Genomic DNA, 16425 nt, shown 5'->3' on the forward strand with positions numbered 1-16425 from the left:
TGCAGTGCGACCTCTGCCGATCAAGGCGGGCCGTGAAAACGGTATCCCAGTATTCTTCCACAGCGACGGTGGGACGACCGGCGCTGCGCGTGTTCAGTGCGTCGCCGGCGCGGCGGTGCCGTAGGTCGTGCTCGCGGCAGCGGTGATCGGAGCCTTCGTCAGCACCGTCCCGAGCACTCTCGCTCCGACCGACTCGATGCTCTTGGCCGCATCGGCGAGCCGATTGGCCTGCGACGATCCGGCGGCGGCGATCAGGAGGGCTCCGGTCGTCACGCGGGCGATCACCGCGGCATCCGTCACGAGCAGCAGCGGCGGGGCATCGATGATGACGACGTCGAAGGCTTCTGTGAGCGTGCCGATCAGGCTCTCCATCGCGGGGGAGCCGAGCAGCTCGGCCGGGTTCGGCGGCACGGTGCCGGACGGGAGGACGAAGAGGGCGCTGCGGCCCCAGCGCTGGATGACGTCGTTGAGCTGCACGCGGCCGGCCAGCACATCGCTGAGTCCGATGCCGCCTTCGATGCCGAAGTACTCGGCCACGCGGGGGAGGCGGAGGTCGCCGTCGAGCAGGGCCACGCGCTGACCCGCGTCGGCGAAGGCGAGCGCCAGGTTCGCGGCGGTGGTCGACTTCCCTTCACCCGGACCGGAGCTCGTCACGACGAAGACGCCCTGGTTGCCGGAGAAGAAGAAGCGCACGTTGGTGCGGAGGCTGCGGTAGGCCTCGGCGCGGAGCCCGTGCGGTGCGGTGCTCATGGCGAGGGGGTGCTCACCGGTGTCGGGGTCCAGCGGGATCTGTCCGAGCCCCGGCACCGGCACGGCCGCCTCGACATCGGCCGCGACGCGCACCCGGCGGTCGAGCGTCGCGCGCAGGAGAGCGATGCCGACGCCGACCGCGAGGCCGAGCAGAGCGCCGATCGTGAGTGACAGGGAGAGGTTCGGCGCGACCGGCTGCGTCGGCACCTGGGCCGGTTCGAGGGTGACGATCCGGATGCTGAACGCGGCGGTCTGCTCGCGCTCTTCGAGAGTGCCGGTGACGACGGTGGCGAAGCTCTCCGCGACGGCGTTCGCGATGCGTGCGGCCTGCCCCGGGTTGCGGTCGTTGACGCTGATCGTGATGATCGCGCTGTTGAGCGGTGCGGAAGCGCTGATGCCGGAGGGGGCTGCGGAGAGGCCGAGGTCTTCGACGACGGGGTCGAGCACGAGCGAGCTCGTGATGATCGAGCGGTAGGTCTCCACAGCCTGCTTCGCGTAGCCCGTGGCGAGCGAGCGTTCCGCGGGGGTGGCGGTGTCGGCGACCTGCACAGCCACCATCACCTCGGTCGAAGCCTGGTAGCGGGGAGGGGTGAGCATCGCGACCAGCGCGCCGGTGGAGAGTCCGATGAGAACGCTCGCGATGATCACGACGATCTGGCGACGGAACACCCGAAGGTAGTCATGGATGTCCATAGCTCTCCAGCATGGTCGGGTGCGATCGGCGGTATCGTCTTCCGAGACTACCCATTCCTATGAAGGCGACATGACTCACCTCGACGAGCTCTTCCCCGACGGGCCCCGCGCCGGCGACGCAGGGACGGCGGTGCTGGACGACCATCACACCGCTCGCCGGTTGCGGGAGATGATCGGGGAGCCGAGGCAGAGTGGTGCATCGGCGACATCGGACGCGGACGCCCGAGCACTCGCTGACATGGTCGAGGCCGCCGCCCGCACCGCCGTTCCGGTCGGTGCAGGATCCGGTGAGTCGTCCCGTCCGAAGAAGCGCCCCAGGCGCTCGATCGACGCCGTCACGCTGGCGGCAGCCTCCCTCGCCGTCGTGGCCCTCGTGGTCGCCGGCACCGTCGGCGGCATCCAGATGGCGACGGCCAGCCCGGCCGCGAGTGCCGTGGAATCGTTGGAGGCCGATGAGGCCGCCCTCCTGAACGCTCACCAGTCTTTGAAGACGGCCGGGGACCGCCTCGTCGCCGACATCGATGCGCAGACGGCGGAGGCCGCGCAGCTCCGCAGCACGCTCACCGGGACGAGCACCGCCGCCGATCCGGCCGGCGAACTCGACGATGCGCCGCTCGCCGTCACCGACGCGGCCGCGCTCGCCACGGCGCTCGCGGCCGTCGATGCGTACGCCTCGGGGTTGGCGGGGATCACCGTCCCTTCGCTGCCTGCCGACTATGTGCGCGACGATATCGACGCGGATTCGCTGGTGGAGGTCGGCGGCGCGATCGACGGCGTGCAGGAGCGTCTGGTCGCGATGGACGCTGCGACCGCCGAGGCGCGGGCGGTCCGCGAGCGCCTCGATGCGCTTCGCCCCACGGCCGACGCGGCGGTCGCTGCCTACGCTGCGTCGTTCGTGCCCGCGGCGGATGCGGCGATCGCTCGCTACCCGGACGCTGAGGACTCGTTGCGCACGGCCGTGTCCGATGCCGCGGCACGCGTCGCTGCCGCGGATCTGTGGACGGCGGAGGGCCGTTCCGCGCTGGCGGCGTACCGGGACGCGTTCGCGGCGTTGGCCGCGGACCAGCTGCGGTTCGAGATCGAGCGCGAACAGCGCGAGGAAGCGAATCAGTGGCAGCCGCAGCAACAGCAGCAGCAAGGTGACGGGAACCAGACGCCGCCGACGGAGGGGAGCACCGACCCGGGAACCGGCGTCACTCCGACTGTCCCGAACCCGGGCGGCGGCGAACCGGATCCCGGCACCGACCCGCCGCCGGACGGCGAGGGAACGCCATAACGGACGGACCTGCTCGTTCGCTGTGAGAACATATCTCCTGGGGATTGAATAAGTCTGAGGGGGCTCCGTATCTTGATTCCGGATGGGTCGACCGACGTGTCTACCGGCAATATTCCAATATTGTCCGAGGTGTCCGTGAAGCAGCGGCGACGCCGGATGCTGGCCGCGGTGGTCGATGGGCTCGCCTGGACTTTCGGCGTCGTCCTGGCGATCGCGCTCCGTTTCGAGTTCATGATGGACGCCCAGGGGTGGATCTCGACGATCGTGCTCGCGCTCTCGGCCGGTCTCATTCAGATGGCCGTCGGTTTCGCGACAGCCCTCTACCGTGGACGATTCACCTACGGCTCCTTCGACGAGGTCCGCGCGGTGGCGTTGATCGTCGTGGTCGAAGCAGTGCTGCTGTCCCTGATCGTGATCCCGATCGGGCCGATCGTCGGCATCCCGCGCGGAACGCTGCTGCTCGCGTTCCCGTTCGTGCTGCTGCTCATGTTCGGCGTGCGGTACGTTGCACGTCTGGCCATCGAGCGTGCGCGCAAGCCCGGTGCGGATGCCGAGGCGGCACTGATCATCGGTGCCGGATTCCTCGGTGACAAGCTGCTCGCGAACGTCACGACCGACCCGTCCTCGCCCATCCGGCCGGTCGGGCTGCTGGATGACGATCCGGCCAAGCGCAACCTCCGTCTGCGGGGCGTTCCGGTGCTCGGCACCACGCGCGACATCGCGTCGGTCGCGCGGAGTACCGGCGCGAAGCTGGCCGTCATCGCGATCCCGAGCGCCGACAGTGCGTTGCTGCGTGCGCTGAGCGACCTTGCCGAGAGCGCCGGTCTGCGGGTCGCGGTAACCCCCACTCTGGCGACGCTTGCCTCGGGGGAGCAGTCGGTCACCGACGTGCGCGACATCAGCATCGAGGACCTGATCGGGCGTCACCCCGTCGACACGAACGTCGAGCTGATCGCCGGGTACATCACCGGGCGGCGCGTGCTGGTGACCGGCGCCGGAGGTTCCATCGGCTCTGAACTCTGCCGGCAGCTCGCGAAGTACGGGCCGCGCGAGCTGATCATGGTGGACCGCGACGAGACCGGACTCCAGGTGGCTCAGCTCGGGACGCTCGGACACGGGCTGCTCGACTCTCGTGACGTCGTCCTCGCGGACATCCGCGAGGACGAGACTCTGCGCGAGATCTTCGCCGACCGTCGCCCCGAGGTCGTGTTCCACGCAGCCGCTCTGAAGCACCTGCCGATGCTCGAGCAGTATCCGGACGAGGCGTGGAAGACGAACGTGCTCGGCACGCTCAACGTGATCAACGCCGCCCGCTCCGTCGGCGTCGACACCTTCGTCAACATCTCGACCGACAAGGCGGCCAACCCCACGAGCGTGCTCGGGCACTCCAAACGGGTCGCCGAGAAGCTCACCGCGTGGGCGGGATCCGAGACCGGGATGCGGTACCTGTCGGTGCGGTTCGGCAACGTGATCGGAAGCCGCGGGTCGATGCTGCCGACGTTCCAGCGGTTGATCGCCGAGGGGCGGCCGATCACGGTCACCCACCCCGAGGCGACGCGGTACTTCATGACGATCCCCGAAGCATGCCAGCTGGTCGTGCAGGCGGGCGGAATCGGTCGGGCGGGCGAGGTGCTGATCCTCGACATGGGCCAGCCGGTGTCGATCCTCGAGGTCGCCAAGCGCATGATCGCGATGTCGGGCAAGAGCGTCGAGATCGTGTTCACCGGGCTCCGTCGCGGCGAGAAGCTGCACGAAGAGCTCGTCGGATCGCGCGAGAACCTGGAGCGCCCGTTCCACCCCAAGGTGTCGCACACGAGGGCCGACATCATCACGCCGGAGCGGCTCAACAAGGCGGGATGGATGGACCGGATGTACGCGAGCCCGCGGAACAACGACACGACCGTGCTCAACGCTGTGGACTTCCGTGCTGCAGTGACCCGAAAGAGCCCCGAGTGACGGCACCCCTGTGGCTGGCGCTCCTGCTCGGCGCGGCGGTCACATCTCTGGCGCTGCCCGCGGTGAGACCGATGCTGACTCGATATGCCGTGCTCGACGAGCCGAATCAGCGTTCCTCTCACACTCGCGCCACGCTGCGGGGCGGCGGGGTCGCGCTTCTGCCTGCGTTCATCCTCGGCGGGATCCTCCTTGCGCTCGCCTACCCCACCGCAACCGTCCCGGTCGCCGTGGTCCTCCTGGCTGCGGTCTCCGCGGGCCTTCTCGGTCTCTATGAGGACGTGCGGGGGGTCCCCGTCCCCATCCGAGCGGTCGCGCAGCTCGTGATCGGAGTCGCGGTCGCAGTACCCCTTGTCGTCGTCACGGGCAACAGCTGGGCATGGGTGCCGGTCGCCACCGTTTTCGTCATGGGCTACATCAACGTCGCCAATTTCATGGACGGCGTCAACGGTATCTCCGGAATGCACGGCGTCGTCGCCGGGGGTATGTATGCAGTCGTGGCGGTGAGCGCTGGACTCGATTGGGCCGCGGGGATCGGCCTGCTGCTGGCTGGAACCTGTCTCGCCTTCCTTCCGTGGAATCTGAGTCGTCCCGGTCTGTTCCTCGGTGACGTGGGGAGCTATCTGCTCGGTGCGAGCGTGGCCGCCCTCGGAGTCTGCCTGACCCTCTTCGGCGTCTCCCCGCTGCTGACAGCCGCGCCCGTCGCGATCTATCTCGCCGACACGAGCTCGACACTCATCCGTCGCGCTCTGCGAGCCGAGCCCGTCTTGCGGCCACACCGAACTCATGTCTATCAGCGCCTGCTCGACACTGGTTTGGGACATGTGGGCTCCGCCGCACTGGTGACTTTCTTCACCCTCGGCGTCTGCGTCATCGCACTTCTCCCGCAGCTGGCGGGAATTGCCCCGTGGGCGTCGCTGATGGGCATGGTCCTTCTCTGTGGCATCTATCTGGCACTCCCGCGGCTGCGCGGCAACAGGCTCAAACCGGTGTCTTCTGTGCTGCTGGAGCCGTTCGACGCCCCGGCGGTCATCCCGACTCCGGCAGGGTTCGCTCCGCAACGGTGGGCTGTCCTCGGTGCCAGCGGCTTCGTCGGCAGCGCTGTCGCAGACAAGCTCGTAGCCGAGGGATTCCCGGTACTGCGCCTCGCCGGCCCCCGCGTGACGCTCTCACCGGATGTGGACTCGCCTCACACGATCGCCGCACTCGCGCACGACGATGTCGCTGTCGGGGCCCTGGCGCAGCAGCTCGAAGGCACCGACGTCGTGATCAATGCTGCGGGGATGGCGAGCCCGGATGCCGTCGCGGACGACGCCCTCTACGGCGCGAACGCTCTCCTCCCGGCCCTGGTCCGCAGCGCTGCATCGCGAGCCGGTGTCCAGAGGGTGGTGCACATCAGCTCCGCGGCCGTACAAGGACGTCGACCGATACTCGACGAGACCGCCGAGGCGGCACCGTTCTCTCCGTATTCACGATCCAAAGCGCTGGGCGAGCGGGCATTCCTGGCATCGTTGGATGATGTGCAGGCCATCGTCGTCAGGGCCACGAGCGTGCAGGGATCCAGCAGGGGAACGACCCGGAGCCTCCGACGGATTGCGGCATCCTCGCTCGCGAGCGTGGCTGGCGACGGGTCGCAGCCGACTGTCGTCAGCAGTATCGACGGGCTGGCGGGTTACATCGCCCACGTCGGGTCCACTGCGGCCGCCGTCAGGCCCATCATGCTCCAGCCGTGGGAGGGATGCTCCGCCGAGGAGATCTTGCGTGCTGCAGGAGGGAAAGCCCCGCGGAGGCTGCCTAGATGGGTGTGCGAAGCGGTCCTGGTACTGGCACGGGCAGGCGGGCGAGTCGTACCGGAGATCGCGGGAGCGGGGCGACGGCTGGAGCTCATGTGGCTCGGCCAGTCACAGATCGACTCGCCAGACGGCTACCGTTCGATCCCGAAGTCTCGTCTCCTCGAGATACTGCGATACGACGGTGAGGCGCGCGCATGAAAATCAGCCTCCTTTCGCAGTGGTACGACCCGGAACCCGGACCCGCAGCCCTTCCCGCCATCTACGGGCGGGAGATGATCCGACAGGGTCATTCGGTCCGAGCCCTCACGGGATTTCCCAACTATCCCGACGGTAAAGTCCATGACGGGTACCGCATTCGTCGGAAGACCATCGAACGGCGCGACGGCATTGACGTGCACCGCGTCGCTCTGTACCCGCAGCACAGCCGCTCCGCGATGGGGCGGGTGCTCAACTACGCATCGTTCGCGGCATCGGCATCGATCTCCGGGCGAGCCGCGCTCCAGGGCGCAGATGCAGTGTGGGTCTACAACTCCCCAGTGACCGTGAGTCTCCCGCTGCTCCTGCACACGCGACGCGGCACCGTGCCCTACTTCCTTCATGTGCAGGATCTCTGGCCGGACTCCCTGATCGCCAGCGGGATGGTGCCCGAGGGCTGGGTCGGTGACCGAGCGGCATCGATGATCAGTCGTATCGTGAAACTCACCGAGCGGAAGGCGACGAGCGTCGGTGTGATCTCGCCGGGGGTCCGAAATCTCATCCTCGAGCGTCACACGCAGCTGGATCCGGCCAAGATCGTGTACGCGCCGAATCCGACGAACGAGCAGCTGTTCGAGCCCGCCGAGGAGATCCGTCGGCGTCTGGACATCGACCTGAGCTCTGATCACACGATCGACTTCATGTACGCCGGAGCGATCGGTGATGTACAGGGACTCGACACGGTTCTGGATGCCGCCGCGTTGCTCCGTGATCTCCCCGCTGTCCGACTGACCATTTATGGAGACGGCATCAGTCGCAACCGGCTCGAGCGGCGGGTGAAGGAGGAACGGCTGGGCAACGTGCGCTTCATGGGACGGGTCGAGCAGCACGAGATCCCTGAACTGATCGCCCGGTCTCACATCCAGCTGGTGAGCCTGGCGTCGAGCCCTTTCCTTCGGTTCACGACCCCGAGCAAGATTCCGAGCCTGCTCGCGTCTGGAGCGCCGATCGTCGGACAGATCGGTGGAGACGGCGCTGATCTCATCCGAGACGCGGGTGCGGGGTTGGTCGTGGAACCAGGCGACGCCGTCGCGCTGGCGGATGCGATCGCCCGGATGGCGGCCAGCGGCCCGGAGCAATGGCAAGCTTTTGGGGAAAGCGGTCGGCGCTACTACTCCTCGCATCTTTCGGTCGCCTCGACCACGAGAATCATCCTGGACTCCCTCGGAGCTCCACGGCCCCCCATTCAGGACTGAGGTACTACTTGTGTCAGAGAACTACGGCGGCGCGCGCGTATTGGTGACCGGCGGGACCGGATCGTTCGGCCACACGGTCGCAAGGAAGCTGCTCGAGCGCGACGTGTCGGAGATCCGCGTCTTCAGTCGCGACGAGGCCAAGCAGGACCTGATGCGGCACGAGATTCCCGATGCCCGCCTGCGGTTCTACGTCGGCGACGTGCGCGACTACGACAGCGTGGACCGGGCGACGCGCGACGTCGACTTCGTCTTCCACGCGGCAGCCCTCAAGCAGGTTCCGTCGTGTGAGTTCTTCCCGATGGAGGCGGTTCGCACAAATGTGCACGGAAGCGAGAACGTGGTGCGCGCAGCCGATCGCAACGGGGTGAGGTCAGTCGTCGCGCTCAGCACCGACAAGGCCGTTTACCCCGTCAACGCCATGGGAATGTCGAAGGCGCTGATGGAGAAGGTCGCGCAGTCCCATGGTCTCAACAACCCGAACACGGACACCACGGTCTCGTGCGTCCGCTACGGGAACGTGATGTATTCGCGCGGTTCCGTCATCCCGCTATTTATCCGTCAGATCAAGGCGGGCAACAACATCACGGTCACGAATCCCGAGATGACGCGCTTCATGATGTCGCTCGCGCACTCGGTCGACCTCGTGGAGTTCGCATTCCGCAACGCAGAGCAGGGCGACCTGTTCGTGCGCAAGGCGAAGGCCACATCGATCGGTACCCTGGCGCAGGCGACGATCAACCTGTTCCGCTCTGATGCGAAGGTCGATGTGATTGGCACACGTCACGCGGAGAAGCTCTCCGAAGCACTTGCGACCCGCGAGGAGCTTGCTCGTGCGCGAGACATGGGGGAGTACTTCCGTGTGGTTGCAGACAATCGTGACCTCAACTACAGCGTCTACTTCGAGGAAGGCGACACCAGCCAGAGCCGCTTCGAGGACTACGACTCGCACACGGTCGAGCAGATGTCGGTGGGCGAGGTGGAGGCCTTGCTGCTCACGCTGCCGGAGGTGCGTGCCGAGCTCCGTCAGGCGGGTCTGCCCGACACGGTTTCAGGATCGTGACCCGTTTCGCTGTCACCGGTGCTCGGGGGTTCCTCGGATGGCATCTGCGCGGTGCCGCGCAGGAGTCGAACATCGCGGTCGACATGATCCCGGTCGGTAGGGGATTCGACTCTGCCCAGGCCGTCGGTGCCGTGGACGGTGCCGCGCGTGTCATCCATATCGCTGGCGTCAACCGTGCGGCGGATAACGAGGTCACTGCCGGGAACATCGACTTCGCGGAGCAGCTGGCGTCGGCGCTCCGCGCCACCGATGCACCCCCACCCGTCGTCGTGTACGCGAACTCGACCCAGGCCGCCAACGGTTCCGTTTACGGCGAGGCGAAGGCCCGCGGCGCGGAGATCCTCGCCGGTGCGGCATCCGACATCGGAGCGGAGTTCATCGACGTGCGGTTGCCGAACCTCTTCGGTGAACACGGTCGTCCGTTCTACAACGCGGTCACTGCGACGTTCAGCCATCTGATCGCCACGGGGCAGCGACCCGAAGTGGAGAATGACAAGGAACTCGCGCTCCTCCACGCGCAGAACGCAGTCGACCTGCTCACCGGGGCTGCGCCGCTGAGTTCGCTCGGCAGCCTGCAGCGCACCGAGACGGTATCCGCCCTGCTGGAGCGCCTCGAGGGCTACGCGGAGTTCTACGACCGTGGCGAGATCCCCGACCTCGCGGACGCGTTCGACCGCGATCTCTTCAACACCTACCGGTCCTACACGTTCCCTGCGCGCTCGCCCATCGGCCTCACGCGCCATGCCGACGCCCGCGGGTCGTTCTTCGAGATCGTCCGTTCGCACGGCGGGCCCGGCCAGTCCTCGTTCTCGACGACCGCGCCGGGAATCACCCGTGGTGACCACTATCACCGCCGAAAAGTCGAGCGGTTCACGGTTCTCCAGGGGCGGGCGCGCATCTCACTTCGTCGCCTGTATTCTGAGGACGTCGTGTCCTTCGAGGTGTCCGGCGATGCGCCGGGCGCCGTCGATATGCCCACGCTCTGGGCCCACAACATCACGAACATTGGCGACGATGTGCTCTACACGTCGTTCTGGACCAATGACATCTTCGATCCGGCGTCCCCCGACACGATTGGCGAGGCAGTGTGACCATGGCCGACAAACTCAAGGTGATGACGGTCATCGGCACCAGACCTGAGATCATCCGTCTTTCCGCGACGATCAAGCTTCTGGATGAGCACACGGATCAGGTGCTCGTCCATACCGGACAGAATTACGATTACGAACTCAACGAGGTGTTCTTCGAAGACCTCGGCCTGCGCCAGCCCGATCACTTCCTCGAGGCGGACACGTCGTCGTTGGGTGCAGCGCTGGGATCGATCCTCACGAAGACCGAGAAAGTCCTCCGTGAAGAGAAGCCAGACGCCTTCCTCGTGCTCGGCGATACGAACAGCTGCATCTCCGCCGTGATCGCGAAGCGCATGAAGGTCCCGGTGTTCCACATGGAGGCGGGCAACCGCTCGTTCGACGAGAACGTTCCGGAGGAGACGAATCGGCGACTCGTCGATCATGTCGCTGACTACAACCTCGTCTACACGGAACACGCCCGGCGGAACCTGCTGGCCGAAGGGCTGCACCCGTCGAAGATCGTGCTCACCGGCTCCCCCATGCGCGAGGTCCTCGAGCAGAACCGGGCGCAGATCAGTGCGAGCGACGCCGTCGATCGGGCGGGCCTCGTTCCCGGGGAGTATTTCCTCGTGAGCCTGCACCGGGAGGAGAACGTCGACAATCCGGACCGGCTGAGGTCCGCGATCGCCGCCTTGCAGGCTCTGCGGACTCAGTACGGCCTCCCTGTCCTGGTGTCGACGCATCCGCGCACGCGCAAGCGCATCGAAGCTCTGGATGCTGCCGAGTCTGTGGACGGCATCACATTCCACTCGCCCTTCGGCTTCCACGATTACATCAAGCTGCAGCAGAACGCGAAACTGGTGCTCTCCGACAGCGGCACCATCAGCGAGGAGTCGAGCGTCCTCGGTTTCCCCGCGGTCACCGTTCGCGATTTCATCGAGCGGCCCGAGGCGCTCGATGCGGGTGCGATCATCACCACCGGCCTGACCCCGGAGAGCGTACTGCGCGCCGTCAAGGCTCGTCTCAGCGTGCCGTCGGATCCGGCGTCGATGCCTGCGGGCTACGAGATCGACAACACGGCGTGGCGGGCGACCGCGTTCATCCTGTCCACCGCTCACTCGCATCGCGCACGTCTGGGCCTTCATGTCTGACGTCGAGCTGGCCGCACCCGACAGGGAAACGGTGCTGATCGTGTCGTTGGCGGGAATCCGCTTCGCGACACGCCCCCGCAAGGCCGCGCGTGAGTTGGCCTGGACGCACCGCGTGCGCTACCTCGCACTGCAGAGTTCCGGACGGGGTGGGCGCGTCGACGCAGCCGGCGTCTTCGATTCGGACGGCGTCGCGGTCCACCAGATCCGCGTCCGCGATCGCAGGCCCGGGGGCGGGATCACCGCCAAACTCTTCAATCTGCTCGTCGCGTACGCACCGGCGTTTCTGCGGCTCTTCTGGGTGGCGATGAAGACGCCCGCATCGATCGTCATGATCGCGAACCCGGTCCTCGCTCCGATCGCTGCCGCGCACCGTCTTCGGTTTCGTTCTCGGATCGTCCTGGATGTAGCCGAAAGGCCGGGGGCGATCGCCGCAAAAGACTCGCTTGCGTCCTTCTTCAGCAGGCTCGAGCCGTTCACATTGCGGCATCTGGCAAAGGGTGGGGGAATCGCGACTGTCGCCGTACCCAGTGACGCGGGCCTGCTCCAGCGATACGGCTTCGAACGAGTGATCCCTCTGCGCAACACACCTTTGGCCTCGTGGCGCGCTCCGTATCATGACCCCGAGCACGATGGCACGCTCCGCTGCGTGGTGATCGGCTCGGTGTTCGAAGGACGTGCGTTCGAGATCCTCATACGCGCCATGGCGATCTGCGTCGCGCGAACTGTGCCGGTCCATCTTCGCGTCGTCGGGCCGGGAACTCCCGCCTACCTCCAGCGACTGCAGGTGATGACCCAGGATCTCGGGGTCGAGCAAGTGCTCACCTGGGAGGGGCCCATCGAAGGTGACGAGGTCTCGAAGGCGTACCTCGGCGCGGACCTCGGTCTGGTGCTGTACGAGGCGGACGATCCCGCCAACGATGGGCTTTCCAACAAGATCCTCGAGTGCGTCTCTTCGGGACGCCCGGTTTTGGCCGGTGATCTGCCGGAGAACCGACGCTTCGTCACCGAGAATCGGGTCGGATGGCTCGCGGAGGTGACTCCGGAGGGAATCGCGACCGCGCTTGAGAGCATCGTTGCCGAGGCAGACCTGAGAGAGGTGAGCAGGCGGTGCCGCGCTCTCGGCGATGCTTCGCTCAGCTGGGAGGCGGAGTTTCAGCCGTTGCTGAAGGAGATCACGCACGCGCGGAGCGCGGACGCGGACTTCGTGTCCCGGGGCCAAGCGAGCGCGGGCAGATGAAGCGGGATAGCCGGGCGGTGGAGACCCCTGCGGATGCCCCTCGCCTTCGGGCTCACCCGGGCATCGCTGTTCTGCTGTTCTTCGTGCCGATCACCGGCGTCATGGCGGGAGCCATCACAATCGAGGGCTTCACTCCTCACGTTCTAACGAGCGCCATCCTCGGCGTACTGGGGGTCGCTGCTCTTCTTCGACCCCATCGAAAGGTCCGGCAGCAGGCCCTCACCCTCACCCTGCTGATAGCTGCTTGGCTCGTCGTGACCCTGCTCCACGTTGGATTGCTCGGGGATACTGTCACCAACGAAGTGACGATCACGCTGTCGGGCTTCGCGATCCTCCTCGGTGCAGCGGCTGTCCGTGTGAGCAGCCGAACGTTCGACGCCGCCATCGTCGGGTGGACTTTCGCCTACGGCCTTGCGGTGATCGTCGCGATCATGGAGAAGTACTTCGGGTTCGTTCCGCAGAACAGCTTCCTGGTGCTCCGCGGGTACGCGCTCGAGTCCGTCGGTCTGTCGAGTCTCTTCGGGAACCCGAACGCCTTCGCCCTTTTCCTACTTGCGAGCAGCGTCGTGTTCATGCCGTACGCCGTTTCGGCTCGTCGCCCGATCGTGCGCGTCCTCTACTACGCGCTTCAACTGTCGACGTTGTACTTCATGATCGAGAGCGGCAGCCGTACCGGTCTGACCTGTCTGCTCGTCGTGATGGTCATCACCCTCTGGCACCTTCTCCACAAGCGCGATCTCGCTCGCATGCTGTTGATCCTCGTTGTCATCGCCCTCGTCGCGGTTCAAGCGCTCACCGCGAGTGGAACAGCGTTCTTCAACGATCTGCGGGAGAACAGCCTGTTCACTTCGGACGACGGCTCCTTCCTTCTTCGCTTCAACCTCGTGCGCAACGGGCTGCTCTTCGCGTCCGAGAGCCCCCTCATCGGAATCGGGCCAGACCAGTACGAAGCGCACATGCTGACCAGGCAGGATCTGTATCCGACGAGCTTCATCATCAACCCACACAACGGTTTCGTCGAAATGCTGAGTCAGTACGGGATCGTGGTGTTCCTCCTGTTCGTGCTCTTCCTGCTGCAGACGGCCGTCTCGGCGTGGAAGCTCATGCGTTCAGCGTCGTCGAAGCGAGATAAGGCCTATATGGTCGGCCAAGCTCAGTTGCTGTTGATCGTGCTGCTTCCCTTCGCGTCGACGATGCACAGCACCTTCCTGGGTGCTCCGGGAGCGTGGCTGTACCTGTTCGCGCTGATCGCACTCGGAAGGATGGCGCCGGTCGGCGAGGCCGCGACACAGTCGCCCGAGCTCCTCCGATCCACGTCGGGATCGGTTTCCGTCCCCGCTCAGGGACGTCATGTCTGACGTTCCCTCGGGCAGGATACGACGTGCTCTCAGGAGTCAATCTGCGCGGCATATTCTGACGCTGAGCACGAGCAATCTCATCGCGCAGGTGATCACGATCGCGGGCATACCTCTGCTCAGCCGGATATACGGGCCGGCAGCCTTCGGGTTCCTGGCCATCTACGTGTCGGTGGCGACGCTTGTCGCATTGATCGCGACCGGACGGTACGAGTTCGCCATAGTCCTTCCGCGCTCCCGTCTGAATGCCCTGGCGCTCAAACGCCTGGCCAGAACGCTCCTGTGGTCCGTATCCGCGCTCTTCGAAGTCCTGGTTCTTCTCTTCCTGGATCCGTTCGCCGATCTCCTGGGGGCGTCAGATCACAAGTTCTGGCTGTTGACACTGCCGCTGCACGTGCTTCTCCTAGGCGAGATCTCCATTCTGAGTCTTTGGCACACGCGAGGCAGCGGATTCTCCGTCCTGGGGACGTATCGCATCATCCTCAGCGCGGCCACGGTCGTCTTTCAGACACTTCTCGGCTGGCTCCTGGTGCGTGACGTGCGAGGGCTCATCATCGGTTTGCTCCTCGCCCAGATCGTCGCACTCGTGTTCATGGTCTTTCGAGAGGGAATCAGCGCCTCGGAGAGACGGACCGTGAGCAGGAATCGCGTGCGGGTGTCGATGAAGCAGTATCGGAAGATGCCGCTGCTGAACGCGCCGACAGCTCTGCTCGACGGGCTGCGTGTGTCCGGTATCAACGTCGTGATCGGCGCTCAGTCTCAACTGGCGCTCGGCCAGTACTCGATGGCGTGGCGGAGCGTTCAGGCGCCGCTGGGGCTGCTCGGGTCAGCACTCAACCAGGTGTACTTCCAGCGGATGTCCCACCAGGATCGAGGCCGCCTCTTCTCTCTCGTGCTCTCCACCACGAGCCGCGTGGCTTTGCTGACGCTTCCGCTTTTCGTCGCTTTGTACTTCCTGAGCCCTTGGCTGCTTCCCATCCTTCTCGGAGCAGGCTGGGGAAGTGCGGGAGAGTACGCGCAGGCGCTCGTCCCGTGGCTCTTCCTCAACCTCGTGACCTCACCGATCGCCTCGATCTTCGTCGTGACGGGGACTCAAGGCAGACAGGCTGTCTTCGGCATCGTCTACACGGTCACTCCGATCCTCGTGATCCTCCTCCTGCGGGGGGATCTACTGACGGCCGTCTGGTGCACGAGCGTGGTGATGGCGCTGCTGCTCATCGGCCTGATCGGTCTCGCGCTCTGGTCTGCGCGGGAAGACGATCTGCGATTCTCCAGAGGGGCCGCTCTATGATTCCGAACCGTTTACTTGCCGCGGTGCGATCTTGGGGTCTGAGGACGCTCAGCCGAGCACCGAGTTGGCTGAACGGATCGGTCGATCGTGTCGTCGATCAGGTGTTCTTGCGTGCAAACAACGTCGTCGGTGCCTGGCGATATCGGGCAAGGTCGGCGGGAACAGAAACTCTTCCAGACATCCCCGTTCCGACGGGGGCGGCCCGCGTACTCGTCGCACCCGCGAACTATGCCGGGCAAGGAAACGCATGGGCGCGGGCGATCACGTCCCACGTCGAGGAAGCGGGCGCCGTCAACCTCGCGATCGAGATCCCTGGACGCCTGCAGTTCTCCTCGGACTACACCGTGTCTGAGTCGATGAACCTCTACGATCGTGCGTGGCAGTCCCGTGAGCTGGCGCACGTCGTGGAGAACTTCACCCACGTTCTCGTCGAGGCGGAAACGCCGATATTCGGCATGAAGTTCGGCGGCAGCCCGTCGGCAGAGCAGAGGTATTTCGAGGAACATGGCCTTTCGATGGCCTACATCTGTCATGGGACCGACATCAGATCGCCACGACGGCATATCGAGGCGACTCCGTTTTCGCCCTTTTTCGACGAGGACGTGTATTTCGATCGAGTCCAGCGCAGAGCGGATCGCAACTTCGCCGTCCTCGAGCATGCGGGGGTTCCAGTCTTCGTGTCCACGCCCGATCTGATCGACGATTTCCCTCGGGGGACCTGGGTGCCGGTTGTGGTGGACACGGCTGCATGGGCCGCCGGAGCCGACGAGGACGACGCACAGCGAACCGACGTGCCGCTCGTGCTGCACAGCCCCAGCCGTGCGTCGGTCAAGGGCAGCCAGCTGATACGCGCCGCGGTCACCACCATGGCCGACCGGGGTGTGCTGAGGTACTCGGAACTATCGGGCGTACCCCCCATGCAAGTTCGCCGCGCAGTCATGGAGGCCGACATCGTGCTGGATCAATTCCGGCTCGGATCGTACGGAGTGGCGGCCTGCGAGGCGATGGCAGCGGGGAAGGTCGTGCTCGGCCACGTGACCCCGCGGGTGCGCGAGTACGTCCTGGAAAAGACGGGGCTCGTACTTCCGATCGTGGAGGCGACCCCCGACACCCTCGAGCAGGTCCTCACCGACATCCTCGGTGACCGATCGCGGATGCGCGACACCGGGGCCGCAGGGCAGCATTTCGTGCGCGAGGTCCACGACGGCAGATGGAGCGCCTCGAGACTCGAGGAGCAGTGGATTCGCAAGGACAGGTCCGCGCTATGACATCGCTGATCGATAGGGTCCGACAGGTGTCCTGGGTGGCTGTGAGTTACGGCGCCCTCGACATCACGAATCACTCG

Annotated in this window: 12 protein-coding genes; 11 read left to right on the forward strand and 1 reads right to left on the reverse strand. The window is 65.8% G+C overall.

What is annotated here, in order from left to right:
• Positions 1 to 93: 93 nt before the first annotated feature.
• Entirely contained in the window at positions 94 to 1443 is a 1350-nt protein-coding gene (locus tag ACFC14_RS10025) for a polysaccharide biosynthesis tyrosine autokinase (RefSeq protein WP_376103665.1), read from the reverse strand.
• Positions 1444 to 1513: 70 nt separating this feature from the next.
• Here ACFC14_RS10025 and ACFC14_RS10030 point away from each other — a divergent pair, with 70 nt between their 5' ends.
• The 11 genes from ACFC14_RS10030 to ACFC14_RS10080 all read left to right on the forward strand — a co-directional run bounded on the left by ACFC14_RS10030 (position 1514) and on the right by ACFC14_RS10080 (position 16348).
• Complete coding sequence (locus tag ACFC14_RS10030; RefSeq protein ID WP_376103668.1) at positions 1514 to 2719, forward strand: hypothetical protein; 1206 nt, start codon at positions 1514 to 1516, stop codon at positions 2717 to 2719.
• Between the two features lie 129 nt (positions 2720 to 2848).
• A complete protein-coding gene (locus ACFC14_RS10035; RefSeq protein WP_376103671.1) occupies positions 2849 to 4675 on the forward strand; it encodes a polysaccharide biosynthesis protein in 1827 nt (608 codons plus the stop codon).
• Positions 4672 to 6663, forward strand: a complete 1992-nt coding sequence (locus tag ACFC14_RS10040; RefSeq protein WP_376103674.1) for an NAD-dependent epimerase/dehydratase family protein — start codon at positions 4672 to 4674, stop codon at positions 6661 to 6663. The genes ACFC14_RS10035 and ACFC14_RS10040 overlap by 4 nt, the downstream gene beginning before the upstream one ends.
• A complete protein-coding gene (locus ACFC14_RS10045; RefSeq protein WP_376103677.1) occupies positions 6660 to 7916 on the forward strand; it encodes a glycosyltransferase family 4 protein in 1257 nt (418 codons plus the stop codon). Before ACFC14_RS10040 ends, ACFC14_RS10045 begins: the two co-directional genes overlap by 4 nt.
• Positions 7917 to 7926: 10 nt before the next feature.
• A complete protein-coding gene (locus tag ACFC14_RS10050; protein ID WP_376103679.1) occupies positions 7927 to 8976 on the forward strand; it encodes a polysaccharide biosynthesis protein in 1050 nt (349 codons plus the stop codon).
• Positions 8973 to 10067 carry an NAD-dependent epimerase/dehydratase family protein gene (locus ACFC14_RS10055; protein ID WP_376103682.1) on the forward strand — a complete coding sequence of 365 codons (1095 nt, stop codon included), beginning with the start codon at positions 8973 to 8975 and terminating at the stop codon, positions 10065 to 10067. The genes ACFC14_RS10050 and ACFC14_RS10055 overlap by 4 nt, the downstream gene beginning before the upstream one ends.
• Before the next feature lie 2 nt (positions 10068 to 10069).
• Positions 10070 to 11197, forward strand: coding sequence for a non-hydrolyzing UDP-N-acetylglucosamine 2-epimerase (gene wecB, locus ACFC14_RS10060; protein WP_376103685.1), 1128 nt, complete (start codon positions 10070 to 10072; stop codon positions 11195 to 11197).
• 31 nt (positions 11198 to 11228) lie between these two features.
• Positions 11229 to 12434: a glycosyltransferase gene (locus ACFC14_RS10065; protein WP_376103687.1), complete on the forward strand. Its 1206-nt coding sequence runs from the start codon at positions 11229 to 11231 to the stop codon at positions 12432 to 12434.
• Between the two features lie 302 nt (positions 12435 to 12736).
• Positions 12737 to 13792, forward strand: a complete 1056-nt coding sequence (locus ACFC14_RS10070) for an O-antigen ligase family protein (RefSeq protein WP_376103690.1) — start codon at positions 12737 to 12739, stop codon at positions 13790 to 13792.
• An 88-nt stretch (positions 13793 to 13880) separates the two neighbouring features.
• Complete coding sequence (locus ACFC14_RS10075) at positions 13881 to 15080, forward strand: lipopolysaccharide biosynthesis protein (protein WP_376103692.1); 1200 nt, start codon at positions 13881 to 13883, stop codon at positions 15078 to 15080.
• Positions 15077 to 16348: a glycosyltransferase gene (locus tag ACFC14_RS10080; protein ID WP_376103695.1), complete on the forward strand. Its 1272-nt coding sequence runs from the start codon at positions 15077 to 15079 to the stop codon at positions 16346 to 16348. The genes ACFC14_RS10075 and ACFC14_RS10080 overlap by 4 nt, the downstream gene beginning before the upstream one ends.
• Positions 16349 to 16425: the final 77 nt, after the last annotated feature.

Source organism: Microbacterium sp. NPDC055988, from assembly GCF_042269505.1.
Lineage (GTDB): Bacteria > Actinomycetota > Actinomycetes > Actinomycetales > Microbacteriaceae > Microbacterium.